At 37.1% G+C, this 24,374-nt stretch carries 20 protein-coding genes and 1 tRNA gene; 5 read left to right on the forward strand and 16 right to left on the reverse strand.

From position 1 onward, the window contains the following. Positions 1 to 148 precede the first annotated feature (148 nt). A complete protein-coding gene (locus RLT85_RS07310; protein ID WP_311401375.1) occupies positions 149 to 598 on the forward strand; it encodes a hypothetical protein in 450 nt (149 codons plus the stop codon). Positions 599 to 1,024: 426 nt separating this feature from the next. Here the strand turns inward: RLT85_RS07310 and feoB are convergent, their stop codons facing one another. The 3 genes from feoB to RLT85_RS07325 all read right to left on the reverse strand — a co-directional run bounded on the left by feoB (position 1,025) and on the right by RLT85_RS07325 (position 4,113). Beyond that, a complete protein-coding gene (gene feoB, locus RLT85_RS07315) occupies positions 1,025 to 3,124 on the reverse strand; it encodes a ferrous iron transport protein B (protein ID WP_311401376.1) in 2,100 nt (699 codons plus the stop codon). 1 nt (position 3,125) lies between these two features. Next, entirely contained in the window at positions 3,126 to 3,356 is a 231-nt protein-coding gene (locus RLT85_RS07320; RefSeq protein WP_311401377.1) for a FeoA family protein, read from the reverse strand. A gap of 76 nt (positions 3,357 to 3,432) precedes the next feature. Continuing rightward, positions 3,433 to 4,113: an SCO family protein gene (locus RLT85_RS07325; RefSeq protein ID WP_311401378.1), complete on the reverse strand. Its 681-nt coding sequence runs from the start codon at positions 4,111 to 4,113 to the stop codon at positions 3,433 to 3,435. A gap of 405 nt (positions 4,114 to 4,518) precedes the next feature. On the opposite strand from RLT85_RS07325, the gene rseP reads away from it, so the two are divergent. From rseP to RLT85_RS07340, 3 genes are all read left to right on the forward strand, one after another. Next, positions 4,519 to 5,838: an RIP metalloprotease RseP gene (rseP, locus tag RLT85_RS07330; protein WP_311401379.1), complete on the forward strand. Its 1,320-nt coding sequence runs from the start codon at positions 4,519 to 4,521 to the stop codon at positions 5,836 to 5,838. 88 nt (positions 5,839 to 5,926) lie between these two features. Beyond that, positions 5,927 to 6,000 (forward strand) — tRNA-Asn (locus RLT85_RS07335). A 290-nt stretch (positions 6,001 to 6,290) separates the two neighbouring features. Next, complete coding sequence (locus RLT85_RS07340; protein WP_311401380.1) at positions 6,291 to 7,772, forward strand: FIDD domain-containing protein; 1,482 nt, start codon at positions 6,291 to 6,293, stop codon at positions 7,770 to 7,772. 135 nt (positions 7,773 to 7,907) lie between these two features. Here RLT85_RS07340 and RLT85_RS07345 read toward each other — a convergent pair whose 3' ends face one another. The 11 genes from RLT85_RS07345 to RLT85_RS07395 form a co-directional block, all read right to left on the reverse strand. Then, positions 7,908 to 8,231, reverse strand: coding sequence for an HIRAN domain-containing protein (locus RLT85_RS07345; protein WP_311401381.1), 324 nt, complete (start codon positions 8,229 to 8,231; stop codon positions 7,908 to 7,910). Next, a complete protein-coding gene (locus RLT85_RS07350) occupies positions 8,221 to 9,144 on the reverse strand; it encodes a helix-turn-helix transcriptional regulator (RefSeq protein ID WP_311401382.1) in 924 nt (307 codons plus the stop codon). The genes RLT85_RS07345 and RLT85_RS07350 overlap by 11 nt, the downstream gene beginning before the upstream one ends. A gap of 350 nt (positions 9,145 to 9,494) precedes the next feature. Further along, positions 9,495 to 11,699, reverse strand: coding sequence for a PepSY domain-containing protein (locus RLT85_RS07355; protein ID WP_311401383.1), 2,205 nt, complete (start codon positions 11,697 to 11,699; stop codon positions 9,495 to 9,497). Between the two features lie 172 nt (positions 11,700 to 11,871). After that, positions 11,872 to 12,348: a DUF2271 domain-containing protein gene (locus RLT85_RS07360; RefSeq protein ID WP_311401384.1), complete on the reverse strand. Its 477-nt coding sequence runs from the start codon at positions 12,346 to 12,348 to the stop codon at positions 11,872 to 11,874. A gap of 6 nt (positions 12,349 to 12,354) precedes the next feature. After that, complete coding sequence (locus RLT85_RS07365; RefSeq protein ID WP_311401385.1) at positions 12,355 to 13,836, reverse strand: ankyrin repeat domain-containing protein; 1,482 nt, start codon at positions 13,834 to 13,836, stop codon at positions 12,355 to 12,357. A 184-nt stretch (positions 13,837 to 14,020) separates the two neighbouring features. After that, positions 14,021 to 15,298, reverse strand: a complete 1,278-nt coding sequence (locus RLT85_RS07370) for a DUF4374 domain-containing protein (RefSeq protein ID WP_311401386.1) — start codon at positions 15,296 to 15,298, stop codon at positions 14,021 to 14,023. A gap of 26 nt (positions 15,299 to 15,324) precedes the next feature. Continuing rightward, on the reverse strand, positions 15,325 to 17,745 hold the full coding sequence (locus RLT85_RS07375; RefSeq protein WP_311401387.1) for a TonB-dependent receptor: 2,421 nt from the start codon (positions 17,743 to 17,745) through the stop codon (positions 15,325 to 15,327). 433 nt (positions 17,746 to 18,178) lie between these two features. Continuing rightward, positions 18,179 to 18,535 carry a GIY-YIG nuclease family protein gene (locus tag RLT85_RS07380; protein ID WP_375712340.1) on the reverse strand — a complete coding sequence of 119 codons (357 nt, stop codon included), beginning with the start codon at positions 18,533 to 18,535 and terminating at the stop codon, positions 18,179 to 18,181. Between the two features lie 88 nt (positions 18,536 to 18,623). After that, positions 18,624 to 19,235, reverse strand: a complete 612-nt coding sequence (gene pncA / locus RLT85_RS07385; protein ID WP_311401388.1) for a bifunctional nicotinamidase/pyrazinamidase — start codon at positions 19,233 to 19,235, stop codon at positions 18,624 to 18,626. 9 nt (positions 19,236 to 19,244) lie between these two features. Next, the gene (locus tag RLT85_RS07390) at positions 19,245 to 20,651 is read right to left on the reverse strand and encodes a nicotinate phosphoribosyltransferase (RefSeq protein ID WP_311401389.1); all 1,407 of its coding nucleotides are present in this window, start codon (positions 20,649 to 20,651) and stop codon (positions 19,245 to 19,247) included. Positions 20,652 to 20,876: 225 nt separating this feature from the next. Further along, a complete protein-coding gene (locus RLT85_RS07395) occupies positions 20,877 to 21,326 on the reverse strand; it encodes a nucleoside deaminase (RefSeq protein WP_311401390.1) in 450 nt (149 codons plus the stop codon). A gap of 38 nt (positions 21,327 to 21,364) precedes the next feature. On the opposite strand from RLT85_RS07395, the gene RLT85_RS07400 reads away from it, so the two are divergent. Continuing rightward, entirely contained in the window at positions 21,365 to 23,137 is a 1,773-nt protein-coding gene (locus tag RLT85_RS07400) for a 1-deoxy-D-xylulose-5-phosphate synthase (protein ID WP_311401391.1), read from the forward strand. 2 nt (positions 23,138 to 23,139) lie between these two features. Here the strand turns inward: RLT85_RS07400 and RLT85_RS07405 are convergent, their stop codons facing one another. Together RLT85_RS07405 and purN are read right to left on the reverse strand one after the other, a co-directional pair. After that, entirely contained in the window at positions 23,140 to 23,781 is a 642-nt protein-coding gene (locus RLT85_RS07405) for a ribonuclease H1 domain-containing protein (protein ID WP_311401392.1), read from the reverse strand. After that, positions 23,774 to 24,373 carry a phosphoribosylglycinamide formyltransferase gene (gene purN, locus RLT85_RS07410; RefSeq protein ID WP_311401393.1) on the reverse strand — a complete coding sequence of 200 codons (600 nt, stop codon included), beginning with the start codon at positions 24,371 to 24,373 and terminating at the stop codon, positions 23,774 to 23,776. The genes RLT85_RS07405 and purN overlap by 8 nt, the downstream gene beginning before the upstream one ends. Between the last annotated feature and the right edge of the window lies 1 nt (position 24,374).

Below are 24,374 nucleotides of genomic sequence, written 5' to 3' on the forward strand. Positions count from 1 at the left end.
ACGCAAAACGCAAAACGCAAAACGCAAAACGCAAAACGCAAAACGCAAAACGCAAAACGCAAAACGCAAAACGCAAAACGCAAAGAAGTTAATGAGATCTTTTTTTGCAATGTCGCATGGCTCTAAAATTATTTCTATCTTTAGGGCTATGAAAAAAATACTTCTTTTTATTGTGGTTATAAGTTTAAGTTTCGCAGCACAAGCTCAGCAAAAAACAACACCACCAATTATTGTAAAGAAATTAGAAATGGGAAAATCTTTGCAAGTGCACAAAGATTTTAGTTTCGACTTTATAAAAGTAACTGAAGATTCTCGTTGCCCCACGGGCGTAGATTGCGTTTGGCCAGGGCAAGCCAAAGTTGTGGTGATGTGGTGTAAAGACGGTAAAGAAATAGGGCAAAAAGAGGTTACTTTTAAGGCAAATCAGCTAAAAAAAGAGCCTATAGAAGTGGCGATTACCAACACGAAAAGTGTTTATATATATCAACTGAATCCGTATCCAACTTCTTCAGAAAAAGAAAACTTAGACTATTCTCTGCAAATCACAGAGCATTTATCTAAAGAAAAAAGAGAGGTTAAGAACATCCGCACCCACTAGAATCACTGCCGCAAGCACCAGATTTTACCTTCTTTTTAAGAAAGGGTGGAGTCCAAATAAGCTTAGTAAACAAGTAGATAAGAGCGATTAGAAAAGTAAGGATAACTAAAATTTCTTGTAACATAATTTCTCTATTTATTCCATCTTAATTTTATAATGCCGTACAGAAAACGAGTTTAAATGCAACATTACATTGTTAATTTGGTATTTATCCCTCTTTGAGAGGTAATTACTTTGGAGCACTGCTTGTAAATCCATCTACATAGTTCTCACGAACCTGCTCCACTTTATTTATAAACATCAATTTTAGGCACTAGAATAGATGTTTATCTTCTTCAATCTAGTAGCAAAAGATAGAATGCATCTCGACTCCGCTCGATGTGACATTGTTGTTTTTATTTAGTCAAACAAACGGATATACACTATCTATTTTAAAACTTGGAAAGCTACCAAGGCTGCTATATAGGCAATAGCTGTCATAATTACCAATTGCAATGTTGGCCATTTCCAAGAGTTCGTTTCTTTTTTTACAATCGCCAAAGTACTCATACATTGCATGGCAAAAGCATAAAAGAGCAGCAAGCTTATCCCGCTAGCAAATGTAAATAGCGGTCCGCCTAGGATAGGATTTACCTCTGCAGCCATTCTATTTTTTATGGTTTGTTCGTCGTCACTTCCTACACTATAAATGGTAGCTAAGGTACCTACAAACACCTCTCTTGCTGCGAAAGAACTTACAATGGCTATGCCAATTTTCCAATCGTAACCCAAAGGAGCAACGGCAGGTTCTATGGCTTTACCCATAATTCCAATATAAGAATTCTCTAACTTTACAGAGGCCACATGCTTGTTAAAATCTTGTTGAGATAGTTCAGTTCCATACGTTTGAGTGACTATAGCCTCGGCATTATTAAACTCTTCTCCAGGCCCGTAACTAGCCAAAACCCATAAAACAATAGAGATGGCTAGAATAATTTTACCAGCGCCAAAAACAAATGCTTTAGTTTTCTCTACGACATTAATAGCTACATTTTTAAATAAAGGCAGCTTATAATCTGGCATTTCGATCACAAAATAGCTTTTGCTTTTTAAGTTCATAATCTTATTTAGGATCCAAGCCGAGAAAATAGACATCCCAAAACCAATAAGATAAAGCAGCATTAAGGTTAAACCTTGGTAATTAAAAATTCCTAAAAATCGTTCGTCGGGAATTACTAAGGCAATAATAATGAGGTACACTGGCAATCTAGCCGAACAGGTGGTAAAAGGAACCACTAGAATAGTAATGAGGCGTTCTTTCCAATCTTCAATATTTCGGGTGGCCATCACGGCAGGAATCGCACACGCGGTACCAGAAACTAAGGGAACAACACTTTTTCCGCTAAGGCCAAAACGTTTCATGACTTTATCCATCAAAAATACCACTCGGCTCATATAACCACTTTCTTCAAGAAGCGATATAAAGAGGAACAGGAATGCGATTTGCGGAATAAAAATAACTACACCTCCAAGTCCTGGGATAATCCCTTCAGAAATAAGATTGGTGAAAACCCCGGCGGGAAGTACATCTTTGGACCATTCACTCAGCTGCACAAAAGCCATATCAATAAAATCCATGGGATAGCTAGACCAATCGTAAATCACCTGAAAAATGAGCAACAAGATAGAAAAGAAAATCACGTATCCCCAAACCTTATGAGTGAGAACGCGGTCTAGCTTTGCACGTAAATCTGTTGCGGCATTAAGATCTTTAGTAAGCGTTTCTTTAAGCGCGGCGTTAATAAATTGATAGCGCTTTATGGTTTCTTTTTGCTGAAGTCTTTTAAGTTCACTTTCCTTTTTAAGGCTAAAATCTGGGGAAGCATTGAGTTCCTTTCGGTTAAGATTTCCAAAATTAACATCTTGAGTAATTACCAACCAAAGCTTGTAAAGAGATTGGTTAGGAAAAGCTTTTCTAAGACGCCCAAAATATTCGGGATCTATGGAAGAAGCGTTTAAACATGGCTCTGTAGAAATTCTACTGTGGTTGATGATGAGTTCCTTTAAGTTTTCAATCCCTGTTTTTTTACGAGAACTCACCAAAGCTATTTTAGTGTTTAGCTTTTTCTCGAGCATAGGAATATCTATGCTGATGCCCTTGCGTTCCATACGATCTGCCATATTAATGACCAAGATGGTAGGAATGCCCAAATCTTTAATTTGAGTGAATAAAAGTAAATTCCTTTTTAGATTTTCGACATCGCTGATTACTGCAGCAACATCTGGATAATCTTTATCATTTTTATTAAGCAGGAGCTCTATCACCAAATTCTCATCCAAAGACGAAGCATTAAGGCTATAGGTTCCTGGCAAATCAATAATATGGGCTTTTAAATTGCGCGGAAGTTTACAAACTCCTTCTTTTTTCTCTACAGTGATGCCAGGGTAGTTCCCAACTTGTTGATTAAGGCCTGTGAGGTGATTAAATACAGAAGTTTTACCCGTATTTGGGTTTCCTATAAGAGCAACATTTATTTGTTTTGCCATGTTATTCTATCAAATCAATTTCTATTTTTATAGCGGTTTCCCTTCGTATCGCCAAGTGGCTTCCGTTGATATTAAGGTAGAGGGGATCTTTAAAAGGAGCTATTTGTACCAATTCTACGTCGTTACCAGGTAAGCAACCCATTTCTAAAAGCTTTAGAGGGATAGATTCATCGGTAAACTCTTTGATGATTCCGTGTTGTCCACGTTTTAAATCGGCTATGGTTACTTTCAAAGTTTATTTAGATTGAATTTAAACAAGCAAAAGTAAAAGAAAAAAACGAACTAGTAAAACCATTATCGTTAAATCCTTAATTTTGGCCGCTCTGAATTTTTTTGAGCGTAGCAATATCTTCGATTAATTCATCAATAGCATCTGGATCTGTACCATCATAAAACTTTCTAATGCGACGCTCATTGTCTATAAGTGCAAAATTCTCTGTATGAATCATATCGTAAGGACCGCCGCTACCTTGGCTTTTTACCACGAAGTAAGATTTACGAGCGAGTTCGTAGATTTGTTTTTTATCGCCGGTGACTAAATTCCATTTTTCATCGATAACTCCTTTCTTTCTTGCGTATTTTTTAAGTTGAGGTACGCTATCAATTTCTGGAGTTACGGTATGAGAAAGCAAAAGCACTTCGTCATCATCTTTAAATTCGTCTTGAATTTTCTTCATATGGTCTGTCATAACAGGACAAATGGTTTGGCAGGTGGTAAAAAAGAAGTCGGCTATATAAATTTTATCGGTGTAATCTTCTTGAGTAATGGTATCTCCGTTTTGGTTGATGAGCTTAAAGTCGGCTATTTTATGGTATTTCCGCACATATTGCATGGTAGAATCTACCAGCTCTGTATTTACCATATTGGGTTGATAAATAGACAGGTTTGGTGCGGGTTTAAGTTGTTGGTAGATGAGGGTAACGATGATGGCCGAAAGCACCAAGAGTACAATAGCTAAGTATTTGAATTTGGCAAAAAACTGTAACATGATCAATTATAATTTTAAGTAGTACAAAAATACAGTCTTTGGCCGAGAGCATGAAGTGAGTTGAGGTTTTTGTTTTGCGTTAAGGATAGCAGTGGCATCCTTTTATGACGCTTTTGCGGAAGAAAAGATATAACGGATAGCCTGGTAGGGCTTTTTTGCCCTAAACGCCCAAAGAATATTAATAATTTTTAAATTTCTATAGTTTTAACACGAAGGAATGCATGGCTGTGTTTTTGTAAGCGGAAAGAAAAGATTACTTTTGTGCGATTTTATAAATCAAGAACCTGCCTACAAATAGGAGGTATAAATTAAAAACTATTTTAAGTTTTCGAGAAGAGCCCCACCTTACAGCGCAGGAGAACCTCGAAGAATTAAACCTTCCCTAAGGGATTAAGAATTACGATTATGAGTCCATTTGCGATAAAAGCGATACAATTATTATTAAGCTTATCATTTTTAATTGTCCTGCACGAATTGGGACACTTTATACCTGCAAAACTTTTTAAAACGCGGGTAGAGAAATTCTACTTGTTTTTTGATGTAAAATTTTCACTTCTGAAAAAGAAAATAGGAGAAACCGAATACGGAATTGGATGGTTGCCTCTAGGCGGATATGTGAAAATAGCCGGGATGATAGATGAGAGTATGGATAAGGAACAAATGGCACAGCCGCCGCAGCCGTGGGAGTTTAGAAGTAAACCCGCGTGGCAGCGTCTTATCATTATGTTGGGCGGAGTGACGGTAAACATCTTGTTAGGATTTTTTATCTATATGATGGTGTTGTTTGTTTGGGGAAGTGATTTTGTAACTAAAGAGGATATTCCAGACGGTTTTGCCGTAGCGGAACCTTTGCATGAATACGGGTTTGAAGACGGAGACCGAATTTTAGAAGTGAACGGAGAAGCTTTTGAAAATCAGATGGCGATTAGTCAGCATTTTATGGTGCGTAGTGTAGAAACGGTAAAAGTGTTGCACCAAGATGGATCTGAAGAAGAGCTTAGTGTACCAGAAGATATTGGTTTACAGTTGTTTAAGGCGGGTCATATGAAACCCTTTAGCAGAATGGCTTCTACTACCATAGATTCTGTTACCGAAAATTCTATAGCTCAGCAAATAGATCTAAGAAAGGGGGATGAGGTTATTGCATTTAATGAAAAGCCCATTACCAAATGGCATGAATTTCAAAAAAGTAAAGCCGACTTAGAGTCTTTAAGCGGTAGTTTAACGGTGATGCGCAATGGGAGTAAAAAAGAAATCCCTTTTACCTTAGATGATGAGAAATTGTTTGGGGTATTTCCTAAAGCAAAACCAATTAACATTCAAACAAGAGAATATAGCATTGGAGAGAGTATCTCGAAAGGTTTTGATTACGGCTATTGGACCTTGCATGATTATGCAGCGCAGTTTAAATATGTATTTACCAAGAAAGGAGCTACGCAAGTAGGTGGTTTTGGTGCCATTGGTAATCTTTTCCCAGACGCTTGGGACTGGAGGGCTTTTTGGGGAACGACAGCGCTTATCTCCATGATTTTGGCCTTTATGAACATTTTACCAATCCCTGCTTTAGATGGGGGACACGTGATGTTTTTATTGTATGAAATGATTAGCGGAAGAAAGCCTAATGAGAAATTTATGGAGTATGCTCAAGTGGTAGGATTTTTCATTTTAATTGCTTTAGTGTTGTTTGCTAACGGAAATGATGTGTACAGATGGTTATTTGAGTAAAAAAATTTGAAAAAATGTTTGCGCAAATTAAAAAAGCGCTTATATTTGCATCCGCTAAGCAATCATATGCAAAGCGAAAGACATAAACTCCTCTTTAGCTCAGTTGGTTAGAGCATCTGACTGTTAATCAGAGGGTCCTTGGTTCGAGCCCAAGAAGAGGAGCAAACAAAGCCGCATTTTTCAATGCGGTTTTTTTGTGGAGTTTGGTGAAGTACTGTTTTGATAATTATTGTAAATTGCTCTCATTCCGAAGCATTGGGAGTATTTTTATTTGATATTTTACAACATTTTTTAGAGGTGATTGTAATTACAATGCGTTTTGCGTCACTTCTAGACCCAAAATTTTCTTAGATATTTCCGTAGGAGTATTTATGGGAATAGTTGTCTTAAATAGCAATCAAAATAATAATCGGGTTTATTATAAGTTACCTTAATTCTTTTACAATTACTGGATGAAAGCCATCTCAACTAAATTTATTTTTTTATTACTTTCAGTAATCTTAGGGACAGATATAGTTTGTTCTCAAAACTCAATTTCTTCTGAAAGACTTGCATATCAAAATTTAGAAGTTAATTTTTGTGATGAAGATCGTGATGGTTACATCTCTATCAATGTGCAAGAAATGGAAGCTGATGTTTTGCAAACTATAGGCATAGAGAATGATTATTTTTTAGAGCAAATATTAATTTCAACATCAAACGGTAATATTCATTCTGTTCATTCACCATCTAATGATCCATACATTTCAACTTCATGCGATTTCAACGGACTTTTTACGGATATAGCTGTCAACTCAAATCAACAAGTATTTAGTTGTGGAGAATTTATTGCTAGGATTGATCCCGATTGTATTATGGATCAATATAATAATTCTATTTACGATATAAATGCGCTTTCTTTTGATGATTTAGATAATTTATATGCAGGCTACGGTTCAGAATCTTATGTGCATAGATTTAACGTAGACGATACGAGTTTGTCAAATTTTGAGTTGTGGCATGATTTTGAAATAGGGAGTTCAGGTGGTGATTTTGTGTTGTTAAATGATAAAATATATGTTTCTTGGAAATTATCAGTTAATAATTATAGATTGTATGAAGTAACTGTAAACAGTGATAGAGATTATATTTCGCATGTAGATTTAGGAGAATTGCCTTATGATACTTTCGGTTTAGCTTCAGAGTTGGGCGAACTTTATGGGGTAACACCTAATAAATTATTTAAAATCAACTTGACAGACTTTACATTTTCAACCATTATTCAAAATCCTAATCCAGAAGATCTATGGTATGGCGCTGCTGGATTGCATGAAGCAATTGTGTTTGACACCTCTTCATACCTTAGCTTAAATGATGCAGAAAATAGTTTAAATGCGATAGATGGTAATTGGACAAATACAATACCTGGAGGGCAAACTATCTATATAAAAATAGAAAACTCATATACTGGAGAGTATGATATTGTTTTGTTAGATATTATAATTTCTAATGATCCAAATGTAAATTTACCCGAGGATGTAATAAAGTGTTCAGATAATAACGCTACTGTTTTTGACTTAGAGCAAGTCTCCAATCAAATGCAAATTAACCCCATTGATGATTTAGTATTTACTTATTTTAATGTAAATCCAGAAATTAGTGATGCTAGCAACCCTCTACCTCTTCAGTATCAAAGTGCAACAAATCCGGAAACACTTTTTGTTCGTGTAGAAAATAATGATGGAGGTTGTAATTTGGTTTATAGCTTTCAAATAATAAGTAATGAAAGTCCTAATTTAGTTCCTTTATCTAATTTACAGGCACCAAGGATACTTGATATTTGTTATTTTGATATCAACAGTATTGGTTATTTTGATTTAAACGATATTAAAAATGATATTGCTTTAAACGATGAGAGTTTGGAGCTTAGTTATTATTTAAGATCTTTTAGTTAAGTTTGTTTAACAATTTGAAATCAATTCACAATAAGGATTATTCCGTTGTGAAAACATTTAAGCCGCCTCGACTTTCTTCGGGGCATTTTTATTTCTGTAAAGTTTTAAGTTTACTGCTCGAGATTAAATCTATTTTTATCCCACCAAATGCACTACCACTCCAACCTGAGCTTCGGGATGCGTCTGTTGATCTAATTGCTGCACCCGAACATCAAAATTTGAAAAGCCTACTTCAAGTAATTTATAGATAATGCGGTTTTCACTTCTAGGCACAAAGCCCAGTTTATGATCTTTAAAATAGATGGCTACGGCCCGAGCATCATATTTGTTTTCGGGTTCTGCCTCTAAGCGAAGGGCTGTACCTATTTCTAATTCATTAAAAGCCAATACTCCGTCATAATAGGTAAATCCAGAAATACTAAAGTGGCTTAAGTGCTCTCGTTTATTCTTATTTTTCATGTTTATATTGTTTTAAATTGTCTTGTAAACTCGTTTTTATCTCTTTTCGCAACCAAGAAGGTTGCAAAATTTCTATTTCTGGTCCCATTTTTAAGAGTTGCATTTTTAATTCGTAATTCGGAATTACATGGTAAGATAATTCCATACGCCCATCTTCTCTTTTATGTGCTAGAAACTGACTGTGATGTAAGGGTAGGCTGTTTAAGTATTTAAATTGCCTAAGCGTAACCGCTAACAAGACACGTTCTACCTTTTCTGCGGCGTTATAATTTAAACCTACTACGCTGTGAAATTTTTGCAGTTGGGTTTCATAACTTTCTAGATGGTGATGTACCTCTTCTTTAGATTGGAGCTGTTGCATTCTATCCAGTCCAAAAGTACGTATGTGATCTTCTCCTCGTGGCACACCAATTACATACCATCTATTGGCATATTCTCTAATTTGTAACGGGAAAATTTTATAAGAATTAAGGGTTTTATGCGTATAGTTCTCATATACAAAAGCGATTGCTTTTCGCTTTTTAATGGCCAATAGTAAAGGTTTTATGTGCTGTATGCCTTTAAATTTAGCACTGTCTTCTAAAACCACTTTTTCTCTTAGCAACTCAAAATCTTCCAAGCTTTCTTTAAATAGTTCTCCCAAATGAACGAGCTCTACGTATTTAAAAAAAGACTGAATTCTTTTTCGGTCTTGCTTATCGAGCACATAACCGTTTTTAGAAGCATCATACTGCAATCCAATACTAAAGTCGGTTTCTAAGGCTTTAAAATCTCGCTCCAAAGTTCTATTGGTCAGCTGAAGCTCATAATCTCTTTCGAGTTTATGTTTTAAATCTTCTTTAGAGGTATAAGGATAAGCATCCAATATATGAATGATGATCTCTAAGCGTCTCAGTAATTTATATCCTGCCATAACGGGTAAATTCTAAAATTAACTACAAGGTTCGCCAAAACATGTCGAACCTTTAAATAAATTATGATTTTTCTAAAAAGGAGAATTTTATGTATTCTGAAACGCTCTGGTCATACGGTTTTGGATACCCCGAAGTTTTGGGGCTTTGCTTTTATGATTTATTCCGCCACGATGTGGCTATGGATGTATCGCTCCTCTGGAGCTTGAAATTTAGAAACTCAGGCTTAAGTTGGTAAACTGTCGATAATTTAACGTGTAAATTATCGTTTTATATTTTGCAGTTTTTCGGTTTGATATTTTTTACCCTTTTATATTTAGCATTTTTCGGTTTGATATTTTCAGCCATCAACCTAATAACAATCTATCTTCAACTGCTTGCGGTGTTCGTAATAACACAAAGCTTTTTGATTGTGGATGAGACCAATTTTATTCAAAGCGTGTAAAACCGCTTCTTGCATCACTATTGAACCGCAAATCATAAACACCGTTTTGTTTTTTAAAGCTTCGGCGATAAATACTGCGTCTTGCATTAATAGCTCTTGCACATAAGTTTTCTCTTCCTGTTCTTCTCTAGAAAATGCCAATTTAAGGCTAGTCAGTTTTTTATCTGTGAGTGCGTTTTCAACGTGATCCGTATAAGGAGAAAAAGTCTCTCGGGTACGTCCGCCCCAATATAAATGCAAGTCTTTATGCTTGTTTTGAATCATCATTCCTAGAAACGGACCTATTCCCGTGCCCGTGGCGATCATAATTACTTGCTTGCTGCGTTTGGGTAAGTGAAAAGCTTTATTTTTTACAATGCCCGCACTAATGCTTTGGGATTCGTTTAACTGATGAAGCAAATTAGAAACTACCCCTTTTTCGCGGCGTTTTACCGCCAAAATCATTTCATTTTTATTGAGTTTTCCAATCGAATACAAGCGCTCGCGGTCGTCTTCTTTAGCCACAATAGACAATAAATCTCCCGACTTAAACTTGAGTTTTTGATTCGATTTTAACTGAATTAAAAAGGTGTTTTCTAAGCTTTTATCGGGGCTTATTTTTTCACTACACACCAACTGATGCTGTTGTAATTTTCTAGGTTGTAAAATATTTTTGGGAACTCTTAGCGGTAACTGCTCTCTTTTTCCCCAAGCCAACATCCATTGCGTAAAAGCTTCTGTAGATTGATTGTTAATGCAGGTGATAGGATAACTTTCTTGTGCTTCTTTTAACTGATATAAGAGCGTCTCTGTTTGGTAAGCGAACGCACAAAAATCTGGATAACTTCTAGAGCCAAAACCAAGAATAGCATAATTAAAATTTCGCTGCTGCGGATATTTTTCTAGTAACGTATCAAAATTCTTGGCATTTGCTGGAGCTTCTCCGTTTCCATATGTAGCTGTCATAACAATGAGATGCTGCATCGCTGGAAAGTTTTGATAAGCACTCATTTCTGCAATAAATACTTTCTTTCCAAGCCGAATCAATTCCGCGTAAAGCGCATTAGCAAAACTAAGTGTGGTTCCACCTTCAGAACCTACCAAAATCACGTAGTTGCAAACCTCTTTTTTATAATGATTGCGAATGCGACTGCGGCGACGTTTCCACATAATTTTAAAACCAGAAAATATAAAAAACAAGATTCCGATGCTGGCTAAAAGCAGCACCACAGACCAAATAATACTGCCTTCTCCTGTATGCAGCTTGAAACTGTAATACGTAATCAAAGAAGAAAACGGATACTCATAACTGCTGATGATTTCTCCGTTAAACTGATTTACAATAACTTCCTTTTGTTGTAATTGTAAGGTAAAATAATCTTCTGGAAACGGAGAAAATGGAAATTCTAAACGTCTTAAGTCGGCTAAACTATGGTCTTGAAAAACAGAAAAATCAGCCAATTCTTCTTGGGAGTGTTCTTCCAGTGTTTCGGAATCAAAGTTTTGTTCAACTTTTAGCTGCGGAATAATACTGAATTGCTGTAAGCTAAGATAGACTCCGCTAAGACTGATAATAAAAATAGGAATCAATAACCACCGACCGAAAACTACGTGGAAGTAAGGATAAAAGCTATCTTTTATAATGGGTGAAAAGAAATTTTTAAATCCGCCTTGACGATTTATAGTAAGCGCAATTCCGCTAAGGACGATAAAACAGAGTAAAAAAGCCACCAGTCCTATAAAAAATCGGCCTACAGATTTTAAGAAAAGAGAACGGTGCAAGGTTTTGGCAAACTGAAAAACAGGATGTGAATCTTGCTTCTCTCCCAGACTTTTCCCGGTTTCTGGCTGAATATACAAGACTTGGTTATCACCAGCTTCATTGATGACCGAAGCGGTAAAAACATCATTTCTATCAACTTCTACCCAAAGAACTTCGTCGTGTTCTTTGTTTAAATTCTGAAGAGCTTCTGCCAAAGAAATTTCGTCCAGCTGATTAGAAGAATAGTCTTGAGCCTGAATATTTATGGGCTCCAAAGCCAAAACAATCCCCGTAAGGCTCGCCAATATTAAAAAAGCAAAACTGCTAATGGCTAAAGCTAAGTGACTATATCTCCAAAAGGATAGGCTCATAAAAGTACTGACGTTGAATTTTAAATTAGTCTAAGCTTCCTGTCACTTCGAGTGATTTTTCCAGAACGAAGTGAAGAGGAAATTGTATCGAGAAGTCTTGCTAATTACCTCTCTTCTCGATACAAAACTTGATTCGCTATCGCTACTCAAATTTCACTCGAAGTGACAGGAATTACTGCTTCAACATTCTTACATACCTAATATATCCAGTTCCTTCTTGTTTAGCTTTTAGATTGGCCGCATTTAATTCGAATTGAAGATCACTGGCATGATACTCTTGATCTTCCACAGCGGTTTCGAAACGAATGCTATATCCTGCATCTATTTTATCACTAGGAATTTCAATGACTTTAATCGCTCGTTGTCCGCCGCTAATCGTTGCGCCAGTAATGCCATCAATTTTCTCTTCTTTTTGCTGAAAATGCGCATACCATTGGGTAATGTCTTTATACCATTCAGGATCATCGCCCATTACTTGTAGAGTTTCTACATATTCTCCTTTTTCATCGAGTAGAGAAACCACGACATAAGCGCCTTCACCTTCATAATTTTTTAATTGTACAAGACATTTGTATTTATCGGCTGGTGGCGTTGTAAAAGCCATCAATCCGAAAATACTCATACATAAAACTAAAGCTGCTTTCTTCATAATTTATTATTTTAAAAACTTGATTTCGTTCGCATCCAATAGCTCATTTTCTTGAGCAAGATCATAAGCGCTTTCTTCAAACTCGGTTTTTAAGTTTTTATCGGCTCCCATCACGATTAAGGCTCTCATCAACTTGGTGTCTTTTGCGGTTAAGGCTGTTTTATGTAACACACTAAGACCTTCCTCGTTCTGTGCATTGATATTTACACCGGCTTCTTTTATGCGCTTAAATAACCCTAAATCTTCTTTTTCTGCCGCATAATGAAATAACGTATTGCCATTTTCTTGCGTAGCGGTAAAGTCTACTTTCGCTGCATCTAGCACTTCCCATTTCTTATGGAATTCTTCTGCATTTCTTTTGCTATAGCCTTGAATCAAATAAGCTGCCAAATTGTTTCCCTTAGCGTCTTTTATTTGCGCCTCGGCTTTATGATCTAATAAATAAGTGACGACCTCAGCTTTATTTTGTTCTACTGCTAAGCTAAGTGCTGTTTGTCCTGCTGCGTTCTGCTGATTGATATTTTTAGTACGTTGCGCTAACCAATGTACATTTTCTAGCGTATTTTTAGAAGCGGCATACATCAAGGGCGTATTCTTATCTTTATCTAAAGCGTTTACATCTATATTAAAATCTGTGAACAAGCTTAAAACATTCTTTTGCTTATTATTTCTCGCTACTAAATGATATATATTCTTTCCTTCTTCATCTATTTGCTTCGGATTTATTTTTAGGTCCACTAAATGCGTAAAGAACTCTAGAGAATTCCCTTCTCCTCGCGTAGGCTGAGCGGCCATTAACAAAGCATTGGTTTTATCTTTGTTCGTGTCTTTATAAGACAAGCCTTTTTTAATTAGTTGTTCGATTAACTTCTGATTTCCGGTAGCTGCAGCATAATCAATCATATTCTTACCCTGCTTGTCGGTGTGTTTTAAAGAAAGTCCCTTTTTGGTAAAATAGTCTAAATTTTGAAGATTTTCTACACTACCTGCCAAGACTAAAAGCACATTGATTCCCTTAGGATTTGCATACGTTACATCTACGCCATTTTTGATGAGTACATCATAAAGCTTGGCATTGGTAATTCCGCCTCTGGCCGCAAACATAATCGGGCTGTATAAACGGTTATCGTATACATCTGCTTTAGCTCCCTTTTGAAATAAATACGTTACCAACGGAAGATTTTCTCTATTGGCAGCCCAAAAAAGATAGGTGCGTTCATCGTGCGTGAGTTTATTTACGTCATTTCCTTCTAGGCTTAGAAGGTATTTTACGGTTTCTATAGGTGCGTGGTTTAATATGGCATAGGTCGTCGCATCAAATCCACCAGCATTACCCTGAATGGGATCATTTCCATTTTTAATTTCCTTTTTTACGTCTTCTACACTGGTTTTAGCATTCCAAAAATCGCCATCCCAAAAAATATTTTCTTGTGCGTAACTACCAATGCTAATGAGTAGCAATAAACTAAAACTGAGTATTTTTTTCATTGTAAATTGTTTTAAAACTTTATTTGCGTATTCGAATTGCCAGCTTAAACTCCTGTCACTTCGAGTGATTCCGATTTTTTTATCGGAATTGTATCGAGAAGTCTTGTATTTGTAAACTGTTCTCGATACACTGTTTTTTCTTCACTATCGTTACAAAAAATCAGCACTCGAACTGACAAGTGGCTTAATAAACTCCTAAATAAAACGAATCGGCACCATTATCCAAGGCAGCTCCTTTTTCAAAAGCATCAGGAGAAGCACTTGTAGGATCAAACTTGTAAATATTTCCTTGCTGTCCTAATGGTGTAATCGCCATATTGAATTTACCGTCTTTACCTACAACTCCAGATTGGTAATACCACATCCATAAGTTAGCAGGTAAATTAAGTTTAACCGCAGTTCCATTATAAATATCAATTCTGGCAACACCCCAAGCCGCTTGCTCCTTATCTCTTCCTAACGTAGCATCATAAAAAGGTACATACCCAATTCCGTTTCCTACATAGAACCAACCGTTAGCTCCAACTTCTTCCATTCCTAATGCTTGTGCTAAATCTAATTGGTATGCGTTGTCATAATCCCCATTAGCAATTTTTAAAACTTTTGCAGGATTACTCGTAAGGTGGTAAATATCTCCTGCTTCATCAGAATGGTAAACAGGTGTACGGTAACCGTAAGTAGATCCTAAAGCATTTTCAGACTGGATAAACTCTACATTGTCTAAGGATGGGTAATCTACTACCATCGTAGTTGCTTTATAGGTTTCTGGATTTACATTTTCTCCAGTAGCAGGATCAAATTGACGCATAGCCACTCCGTAATACGCTTTCCCGTTTTTGATAGTAGGATTGTCTATTCTCCAGATGTGGTAATTCTCTTCAAAACTCGGAATTTCTAAAGTATTATTTTCTTCTAAAGTCATTCCATCTAATCCTATATTTTGTAGGATAGCTTCAGATTTGGTAAAGGTATAAGTATCATTTTCATCATACTGATTTTCTGTATTGATGGTGTGCACCAAAGCATTGTCTTTGCTTACCACGGTCCATCTTGGATAAGCAGTTCCCATGGCAATTTGTACGTTGGTTTCTGCTAATTGGGTATAATTAGCACCACCATTTACTTTATACTTATAAATCATTCCGCCACCGTAGCTTAGGTTGTATAAGAAATCTCCAGATGGAGAGCCGTAGATTCTTGCCGTACGTACCGATGGTACCTCAAAACCTTCTCCGTTAAAAGAAATTTCTCCTTCCGAGATATTCTCTAAGGCTTGTGCGTATGTTCCCGAGTTCCCTTCAGAGCTAACTCCAAAAACAACATTATAAAAAGATTGTTCTCCCGTAGGTGGAGTAGGAGTAGAAGTAGCATCATCGTCACTGCTACAACCTATTAAAGTTCCTGTTAATAGTGCGGCTCCTAAGAGTCCCGCTTTTGCTGTAGATAAAATATTTATTTTCATGAGTTTGAATTTGGATTGTTTAAAAATTAGATTGCTTTATAGGTTAGTTTCAGGTAAAATGCGCGTCCGGGTTTTTGCAAAGCCCAGTTGTCAAATACCTGTTGATCTGTAATGTTTTTAGCGTTGACTCCAATCGTCAGTTTTTGATTCATCATACTGTAATTCAGGCCAATACTATGAATAGCTTGTGTTGGGATATAAGCTTTCCCTTTACTGGCAAGACTTTCCCAGTTTCTAAAAAACTCGTGCGTATACCCAAAATTATAATTTAAATTAAGGTCGTTTCCCTCTTTCAATACATTGGGGAATTTATACTCCGCATAAGTATTTAGCGTCAAGTAAGGCGCGTTTCGCAGACGGTCTTTATAATAAACGTATTCAGAGATATAATCATCATATTGAAGGTTATAACGAGCGTTAAAATTCGAAAAGTTGGCAGTCAAGTTAAAACGTTTGTTGTAATTGTAGTTTAATTCCACATCTACGCCGGTACTTCTCACTTTTCCCAAGTTTTCAAAACCATATTTATCGGTGATATTGCTACTAATTCCGCGAACAATCATATCGCTGATGTCCCTTAAAAAGAAATTGACGTCGGCTTTAAGTCGGTGTTTTTTATAAACGAATGGACCAAAAGAAGCTCCTAAATTTACGTTGTTGCTTTTTTCTGGTTTTAAGTCATAAGTAGGTAATACATTTTCGCTCGTGTTTCCTAGCAATTCAAATGTTCCAGGCATTCTGATGGCTTTTTCGGCAGAGCTCATCAATAATATTTTTGGAGTGATTTCGTATGATAATGCCAGTCCATAACCGTTATTGTTAATAGACTTGTCGTAGTTAATTTCAGTAATAATATTGTTGTTATTTTTCTTCAGGTCTGTGAGCTCCACTTTTTGTTGGTAATTTTTGAAGAAAGCAGTCGTAGTTAACTTTTCATCAAAGAAGGCAGCTTCATACGTGAAACTCCAAATGCTTTTGCTTAGAAAGCGAGTATCTAACAATTCATTTTCTGCTTTGGGTAATTCGGGATCATCAACATCTCGGGTAAATTGATTGTAAAAGAAATTCGTTTTTAAATAGTGGTTTTCTACAAATTCATACGATAGACCAGTTCTATTGGCTAAGTTTTTTTCGTTGTTATTGGCTAAAGTTGAACGTCCTGCTTCTCCACCAGAATTGTTCCAATTAACAGGATTACCATTTTGATCGCGTATAATTTCTCCGTACCAATTATACATCACGGGAACCGTATCTATCACCTTCCTATTGGTTTGGGAATAGGAAGTAAAGGTATTTGCAGTTAAACCTTTTGTAAATAAATCTTCTTTGCTGTAGCGCAGGTTAATCATTCTAGTGTCGCGTTCGCTACGTCGGTTCCCATATACCACATCCATCGTGGCTCCAGTTTGAATATCGTTTTTTATATCAGAATACAATAAGCCTAGCGTCAACTCATCTGCCCAAGATTTATCACGCACGCCAATATCTGCTTTAATGCCTTTAGACTCAAAGCTATCGTGAAACCGCTCTGCAGTTACGTATTTTACTTTTCCTGTCTGCGGATTTACAACGTACACATTATCACCAGATACGTCATAGTTATTATCTGTATAGGTGTAAAAAGCGGAAAGCTGTGTGTTAATTCCAGTTTTTTCGTGGTAATAATTCCCTTGAACATCCGCTTGATGGGTATTAAAAGAACCAAAGGTGTAGGCTGCGGTGAGGCTATTTTTATTTTCTTTTTTAAGAATTACATTAATTCCTCCTCCTAAAGCGTCCTCGGTCAAATCACCAGGTAAAACCCCTTTGTAAACTTCAATACGCTCTATCATAGACGGCGGAATGCTACTTAAGGAAAAAGCTTTACCGTAATTGCGAATGGGAATACCATCTATAAAAACGCGAACCGAATTTCCCGATAAACCGTTGAGGTTAAAGTTGATATCTGACCCAAGACCGGCCGATTGTCTTATTTTGACTCCAGCCGATCGGTCTAAAATCTCGGTAGCACCCAAACTTTGTATGGCTAATTCTTTCGTGGAAACTACCTCAACACTATATCCTTTCTCTTTGGTGAGTCTGCCTTTAGATTTGCTTTTTATAATCACATCTTCCAAGGCAAAATCTTCCTCTTCTTGCAGCTGAATTTGTAAAACATCCGAAGAATAGCGCAAGTCTGAAGTTATTTTAATCTCATCTTTTCCGAAAGGCTGAATTATAACATTATAAATAGCGGGCTTTAAATTTTCTAAGATAAATTCTCCCTTTTCGCCAGTATAAGCAGATTTTCCGTTTTCTTTAATATAGATTAAAGCAGAAACCACAGGATTCCCGTCTTTAAATGCAACCTCTCCAGAAAGCTGCTTTAATGGTGCAGACTCATCTTGAGCTAATGCTTCTTGTGCCCCAGCACTCACTAAAAATAATAAGAAAAAAAGTCGCTTCATTAAGACAGCTATTTGTATTGAGTCTAAATAAATGCAAATATATAAACTTTATGTAGAATTAATTTAGATAAGCTTAAGAATTATTTAGATGATTGAATTAGAGAGAATAGTTAAAACTATAGCTTCTGATGATTTGTTTGCGGAAAGTGTATTTTATGCTTTGAAAAATTCAGATTTTGATTTGTTTTTTACATGCTATGGGGTATAATCATAAATGTGTTAAAATTTGAAGTCTTTGCGGAAGAAGCCTTCAATTACCATATCATAGGTCATTGGGTGCTCGTTTTTTACGAGTGTATTGAAATGTCCGGTAAAGTGGCTTCGATACCCCCGAAGCTTCGGGGCTTCGAAAATCACTCAGCCACGGATCTCGATTACGATAATTATAGGTCATTGAGTGCTTGCGGAGCAAGTGTATCGAAATGCTCGGTAATCAATTATCCGATTTTTGGTGACGTATAAATACTTTTTTAGCTAGAATGAGAAGTAAATTTGAGGCTCCATTCATTAAAGCCTCTTTCTTTTTTCTGCTCCAGCCTTGTAGTTGTTTTTCTCTATAAAAGGCATCATCAATTCTGGTATATTCTTCATAGAGTAATTCAACGGGTAGGCGTTTTTCTGTATATTTTGCTCCTACTCCTGATTTATGCTCACTTAACCTTCTCTCCATGTTTTTTGTGCTTCCTGTATAATAAGAACCATCCGCGCAAAGTAGTATGTAAGTATATCCCTTGATTATATTTTGCTTCTTTTTATATAGGCTTCGATACAATTTTCTCTCGAAAATCACTCAGCCACCGATTTCGATTACCAGAATTATAGGTCATTGAGTGCTTGCGGAGCAAGTGTATCGAAATGTCTGGTTAATGTAGTTTGCACTACTTTAAAAAATCTGCAGTAGTGCAATAGTTCACTCCTTGTTCTTTTAATTCTTTGCGTTGTTTTTGGTAGGTTTCTTCATCTAATGCACGTACCGCATCTTCAAATACGACGCATTCAAATCCTTCCGCTAAGGCATCTTTTATTGAGAAATACACACAAATATCGGCGGCGAGACCAGTGAAGAAAAGCTTAGTAATTCCTTTTTCTTTCAGGTAACCTGCCAAGCCTGTACTTTTTTGATGCGCATTATCATAAAAAGCTGAATAACTATCTAAAGCAGGATTAGTTCCTTTTCTAAAAATTGTTTCCACCTTTTGCGTGTGCAAATCAGGATGAAACTCGGCTCCTGTTGTATTTTGCGCGCAATGCGCGGGCCACAAGGTTTGCTCGATACCTTCTAGCTGAATGATTTCAAACTCTTTCTTTCCCAAATGATTTTTTGCAAAGCTCACGTGACTGGGAGGATGCCAATCTTGACTTGCAATTACTAAATCAAAATGAGGTTGTACCGCATTGGCTGCTGCTACAATTTTGTCTCCTTTGGGAACGGCTAAAGACCCGCTAGGCATAAAGTCGTTCTGAATATCTATGAGTAATAAAGCTTTCATACGTAAATACTATAAAGATTTATGCAATTCTATAAGTCGGTTGCGCTCTTCTTTCAACTGTTCGCTAATTCCCACTTTGTAATGATGCGGATTATTAAAACGTTTATATTCTGTAGGCAATTGCGCAAAACGCTTTTCGCGGTAATCGGCAATTTCTTGTAAGGTTTTGGTTGCAAAACTACGTTTTCCTTTTTGCATGACTGGTTGCAACAAGGCTTCTTTCTTTAAGCTTTTAATCTGCATACTTTTATAGGATTCAAAGGGGTGCTCCATCACATCAAAAGAACCTTCTGTAGTTAAGCCAATCGCATCAGAGCCTACCCATTCAAATTTATCATTTTTTAAACGGTACACCTGTTTTGCATGTGGCATGGTTATTTTGGCAATATTTTCTGAAATTTTTATACGAGGTTCACCGTCATAAAAAGCGAGTTTATATACGCCTCCTAAAGCGGCATCTGGTTTTCCTATCACCAAATTGGTTCCTACGCCATAAATATCAATGGGAGCTTGTTGCTCTTGCAAACTTTTAATTACATATTCATCCAACTGATTAGAAGCTGCAATCTGCACATAATTCAAACCTGCCTCATCTAATAATTTTCTACTCTGCTTGGCAAAATACGCCAAATCTCCACTATCTAAACGAATCGCCAATAATCGCTCTCCAACGGCTTCCATTTCTTTGGCTACAGTAATGGCGTTAGGAACGCCGCTTTTTAACGTATTGTACGTGTCTACTAGCAGCACACAATTTTTAGGCCTATGCTGGGCAAAATCCCGAAACGCTTGCAATTCATCTCCATAACTCTGAATAAAAGAATGTGCCATCGTTCCAGAAATAGGCAATCCAAAATTTTTCCCTGCCAATACATTACTGGTACCATTAAAACCCCCAATAAAAGCAGCTCTAGATGCATAATATCCACCAGGACCGTGCGCACGCCTAAGTCCGAAATCCAGCAGCGTGCGTTCTTTAGCAATGTAACGCATTCGGCAAGCTTTGGTGGCAATTAAGCTTTGAAAGTTGAGCATATTCAGTAGAAAGGTTTCTATGAGTTGTGCTTCAATTAAAGAAGCTTCCACTCTAAGAATAGGCTGATTAGGAAATACTACATCCCCTTCCAAAACCGAGTAAATACTTCCGCGGAAGCGAAAATCCTTTAGATATTTTAAAAATTCTGCATCAAAATTCTGCGTTTTCAAATAGTCCAAATCCTCTTCGGTAAAGGAAAATTCTTTTAAAGTATCTAGCACATTTTCTAGGCCAGCAAAAATTGTATAGCCGCCGTTAAACGGATTTTTTCTGAAGTAATAGTCAAATACAGCTTGCTGGGAGTGTCTGTTTTCTTTAAAATAGACTTGCGCCATACTCAGCTGGTACAAATCGGTATAAGTGGCGGTATAGAAAGTCACGTATTTATTTTTTTCAAAGATAGGGAATTGAAAATGAAGTTGAAGCTGAAGCTGAAAACGAAAAAAACACGCCCCTTGCCCGAATCAATCCATTTAGGCGGCAAGCTACTTTATTAGAGTGGAAAACAATTATTCATATCTATCAAACAAAAGCTCCTTCCTTTATTTAAAGGGAAGGTGGCATTGCAAAGCAATTTCGGAAGGGTTCTACTGCAAATCTCCAATCTAAAATCTCCCACGTTTCTCTTTAAAAAAACGTTTCAATAACTGTGAGGATTCTTCAGCCAGTAAACCAAAGCTAATGTTGGTTTTGGGATGTATTTTTCCGCCTTGAGCGCGATAACCACGTTCGGGGTCTTCTGCGGCTACGACAATATTATCAATCTGACTCCAATACAAAGCCCCAGCACACATTTGGCAAGGTTCCAAAGTAACATACATGGTACAATCTTTGAGGTATTTGCCACCAAGGTAATTGGCTGCTGCGGTAATGGTTTGCATTTCTGCGTGGGCGGTGACATCTTGTAGCATTTCGGTAAGATTGTGTCCTTTAGCAATTATCGTATTTTTACTTATCACAAGGCATCCCACGGGGATTTCTCCGCGTTCATAAGCAGTTTCGGCTTCTTCTAAAGCCTTCTTCATAAAATAGGTATCATCAAAAGGAGTAAGCATAAGCAATTATTTCACTACAAGTTTTACCTTTGCAAGATATGGAAAGTGCCCTTTTAAAACAGATCAATTCTCCCAAAGATTTAAGAAAGCTGTCTAAAGCCCAATTAACTACTTTGGCAGCACAATTGCGCGAATTTATTATTGATGTTGTTTCTACTAAAGAAGGACATCTTGGTGCCAGTTTGGGCGTTACCGAATTAAGCATCGCGCTACATTATTACTTTAACACACCTTACGATCAACTCATTTGGGATGTGGGTCACCAAGCATACGGACATAAAATTCTTACTGGAAGAAGAGACGTTTTTGAAACCAATAGAAAGCTAAATGGCCTTAGCGGATTCCCCAAACGCACAGAAAGTGAATATGATACCTTTGGCGTTGGTCACAGCTCTACGTCCATCTCGGCGGCATTGGGAATGGCCTTGGCGTCGCAACTAAAAGGCGAAACTAGAAAACGACATATCGCGGTGATTGGCGATGCTTCTATCGCCAGCGGAATGGCTTTTGAAGGCCTAAATCACGCTGGGGTTACCAAGGCAAATCTGTGGGTGATTTTAAATGATAACGCTATGGGAATAGATCCTAGCGTGGGCGCGCTGAAAGAATATTTGCTAAAAGCAAAAGTAGGGAAACGGCCTAAACAAGATAATGTGATTGAGGCGCTTAATTTTCATTATTCGGGTCCCGTAGATGGACATAATTTTGAGGCATTGCTTCACGCTTTCGCGGAATTGGAGCAGATAGAGGGACCTAAATTCTTACACGTAATCACCAAAAAAGGGAAAGGCCTGCAAAAAGCGGAAGAAGATCAGGTAAAATACCATGCGCCTGGAAAGTTTGATAAAAGTACAGGAGAAATTTTTAAGACTAGTGATGCTGATTTGCCTCCAAAATACCAAGATGTCTTCGGACTCACCTTATTGGAACTCGCTGAAAAGAATAAAAAGATTATTGGAATTACGCCTGCTATGCCTACGGGAAGTTCCTTAAAGTATATGATGCAGAAGTTCCCCGAAAGAGCTCTGGATGTTGGGATTGCCGAGCAGCATGCGGTGACGCTTTCGGCGGGAATGGCCACGCAAGGAATGACTGTATTTTGCGCTATTTATTCTACTTTTTTACAACGGGCGTACGACCAAGTGATTCACGATGTGGCATTACAAAACCTGCCTGTTATTTTTTGTATAGACAGAGCCGGACTGGTAGGCGAAGACGGAGCTACGCATCACGGCGTTTTTGATATCGCTTACCTGCGTTGTATTCCTAACCTTGTAATTGCGAGTCCGTCGAATGCAACTGATTTACGAAATTTACTGTACACCGCTTCTTTAGGAATCAAAAACCCCATTGCGATTCGCTATCCAAGAGGTAGAAGTGAAGATAAAGAGTGGCAAAAAGAATTTGCAAAAATTGAATTAGGAAAATCTAAAACCCTCCTTAACGGAAGTGAAGTTGCAGTGCTTGCCTTAGGTTCTTGTGTGACTGATGCAAAAAAAGCCATCGCAGCCACCAATGATTCGTCTAAATATTCTTTAATCGATTTACTTTTTATAAAACCGCTAGATCTTGATTTGCTAATAGAAGTCTTGCAAACGCATCAACATATTATAATCGTAGAAGACGGAAGCAAAAAAGGAGGTATAGGCGAAGAAATAGCTCAATTGGCATTGCAAGAAAAGTTTAAAGGAAAAGTGATTCCTTTAGGTATTCCAGATCAATTTATGCATCACGGCACCACCGAAGAATTAAAAGACTTGGCAGGAATCTCGAGTGGGGCGATTTTAAAAGTGCTACACGAATTGATTTAAAATTACTTTCTGCCAAAATCGGCTGGAATTTCTCCCCATTCTTTGGTATTCCATTTAAGGATTTTGGTAGCGACGCGGTTGGTGTTTAGCCATTTCTCGGCGCGATCTACCAATTCAAAAATATCGGCATTTTTCTTACTTCGGGGGAGTTTGGTATTGCAGTTTTTTTTGCGCACCCAACTCATCGCAATTTTAGAATCGGAGTAAATGACTCTATCGCTGTTCTTGTTTTTCAGTAAAGCTAAGCCGTGAACCAAAGCTAAAAACTCTCCTATATTATTGGTGCCTTGAGCAAAAGGTCCTTGATGAAAAAGTTGCTTTTTAGTTTGGGTATCTACGCCGCGGTATTCTACTTTCCCTGGATTTCCACTAGAAGCAGCGTCCACCGCAATGGAGTAAAAATTAACTTCTTCGGTTATTTTTTGCTGCTGTTGCGCAGAGGTTTTGTTTTTATCTTTTTTGGGTGTGATAAAATCTGCGTAAGCGCCATCAAAAGCTTTTTTTGCTTCTGCCAAGGTGAGAAAAGATTTGAATTTTGCGCCAGTATAGCCTTGTATGGCTACCTTACATTCAGCCCAAGTTTTGAAGATTCCAGTTTTGTGACCTTCCCAAACCACATAAAATTTTTTCTTCTTTTTACTCATGGATAAGAAGTCCTTCAATTACTTTTACAAAATGCTCGTGTTCTAATGTATGTATTCTCTCTTGCAAGGAACCTACAGTTTCTCCATCGTTTACCTTAATTTTTTCTTGGGTTATGAGTTTACCTTCGTCATATTTTTCATTCACATAATGAAAGCTGATGCCCGTTTCTTCTTCCTTATTATCTAAAACCGCTTGATGCACTTTGGCTCCGTACATTCCTTTTCCGCCGTATTTAGGTAAAAGGGCAGGATGTAGGTTAATAATTTTATCGGGGAACTTTTCGATGATGTTAGAAGGCATCATCCATAAAAATCCGGCCAAAACAATAAGGTCTGGATCTATATCTTTTAATAAATTGAGGACTTCATTGGTTTCATAAAACGCATCTCTATCAAAATGTAAGGCATTTACTTCTAATTCGTGTGCCGTTTTTAAAACGGGTGCTTTTATGTTGTTAGAAAAAACGTGCGTTACTTTCACTTGCTGAGAATTAGAGAAATATTCGATAATTCGCTTAGCATTAGAGCCTTGTCCAGAAGCAAAAATGACTATTTTCTTGATATGCGGGTTGTTATTTGATTCTAAAACCATA

Source organism: Mesonia ostreae (assembly GCF_031845265.1).
Classification (GTDB): domain Bacteria; phylum Bacteroidota; class Bacteroidia; order Flavobacteriales; family Flavobacteriaceae; genus Mesonia; species Mesonia ostreae.